General features: G+C 66.0%; 2 protein-coding genes and 1 pseudogene. All 3 read right to left on the bottom strand.

Features of this window, described 5'->3' with window-relative positions:
* Window positions 1-198: pseudogene (locus ACRDUX_RS28705) on the bottom strand (DUF1295 domain-containing protein); the annotation flags it as partial.
* 78 nt (window positions 199-276) lie between these two features.
* Complete coding sequence (gene deoC, locus ACRDUX_RS28710; RefSeq protein WP_526418884.1) at window positions 277-975, bottom strand: deoxyribose-phosphate aldolase; 699 nt, start codon at window positions 973-975, stop codon at window positions 277-279.
* A gap of 20 nt (window positions 976-995) precedes the next feature.
* Window positions 996-1703: ABC transporter permease (locus tag ACRDUX_RS28715; protein ID WP_526418886.1), on the bottom strand; the 708-nt coding region annotated here is incomplete at its 5' end.

Below are 1703 nucleotides of genomic sequence, written 5' to 3' on the forward strand. Positions count from 1 at the left end.
CCAGTAGGCGTCGTAGAAGCTCGAGTTCAGGTAGGCGCGACTGAAGGCGAAGATGACGATGGTGGCCAGCAGGTCCGCGATGAACGTGTCGAGCCAGAGCCGACCCGTGCTCGGCCCCCACCACAACCAGGCCGCGGCCACGCCGACGGCGACCACGTAGGCGGCGGTGACGATGACCAGCGACCGCGTCTTGCTCATCGTCTCCTCGGCGTCCTCAGCGGCCGAAAATGTAACACGTTCTAGTTATCCGGGGCGGCGATACCGCACGCCTGCAGGTCAGTAAGTTCCGCTCGGCTGATCGTCGGATGCGGTCAGCAACGCGCGTGAACCCGAGACCCCAAGGCGCGTCGCTCCCGCCTCGATCAACGCCCGAGCCTGATCAAGGGTGCGCACCCCGCCGGAAGCCTTGACCCCGAGACCCGCCCCCGCAACCGCGTCGTGCATCAGCGCCACGGCGTGCACACTCGCACCGCCGGACGGGTGAAAGCCCGTTGACGTCTTCACGAAATCGGCGCGGGCGGCGACGGCCGCGCGGCACACCGCCACGATCTCCGCGTCGGTGAGTGCGGCCGATTCGATGATCACCTTGAGCACCGCGCTGTCCGGCACGGCCACGCGCACGGCTGCGATGTCCGCCTCGACGAGGTCGAAGCTGCCCGCCTTTGCAGCTCCGACGTCGATGACCATGTCGATTTCGTCAGCACCCGCGGCCACCGCCGCTGCCGCCTCCGCGGCCTTGATGGCCGAAATGTGCTTTCCACTCGGAAAACCGCAAACGGCAGCAACTTTCAGATCGGCACCGTCGGGAATGGCGACCGGGAGCATCGACGGCGATACGCACACCGAATACGTGCCGAGTGCGATGGCCTCGTCGACGAGGGCGCTCACGTCGGCGGGCGTCGCCTCCGGCTTGAGCAGGGTGTGGTCGATCATTCTGGCCACCGTGGTGGCCGTGGGTTGCGCGTCGAGCGCCATGGGTTTCTGCCTTTCGTGGGTCAAGCGCTCTTTGCGCGCTTGTCGAGGACGTAGTTCATGATCAGCGCCGCAACCAGGATGATGCCGGTGACGACCATCTGAAAGAACGAGCTGAGTCCGAGTAGGTTGAACAAGTTTCGCAGAACCGACAGCAAAAGCACCGCGATGAAGGTGCCGAGCACGCCACCCTTGCCGCCGAACAAGCTGGTGCCGCCCAGCACGACGGCAGCGATCGCATCGAGTTCCAGGCCCTGATTGGCGGTGGGCTGACCGATGGTCAGTCGGGCGGTGAGCAGTACGCCGCTCAAGGCGGCCAGGGCACCCGAGATCACGAATGCCGCGGTGACGATGCGCTGCACCGGCAGCCCGGACAGCCGCGCCGCAGCGGCATTGCTTCCGACGGCGTAGACGTGTTCTCCGAATGTGGTGCGGCGAAGGAGGAAACCGGCGACCAATGCGGTGACCACGAATATCACCCCGACGACGGGCACCCCCGCGATCGTGCCCGCGCCGAGGAACCGCAGCCCGATCGGAATCTCCGCCGTCGTCGGTGTTCCGTTCGTGGTCAGATAGGTCAGCCCGCGGATGCTCTGCATCCCGGCCAGCGTCACCATGAACGCAGGCAGCTTCAGATACGAACTCAGCGAGCCCATGATGGCACCGAGCACTGCTCCAGCCAGGATCGCGACGACGACGGCGACCGGCCAGGCGAATCCCCATCCGATGAG

Source organism: Mycobacterium sp. (genome assembly GCF_050701675.1).
Lineage (GTDB): Bacteria > Actinomycetota > Actinomycetes > Mycobacteriales > Mycobacteriaceae > Mycobacterium.

What these genes read in the sequence shown, in the direction of transcription:
- deoC (WP_526418884.1), bottom strand. Translation starts at nt 975, where the DNA reads ATGGCGCTCGACGCGCAACCCACGGCCACCACGGTGGCCAGAATGATC.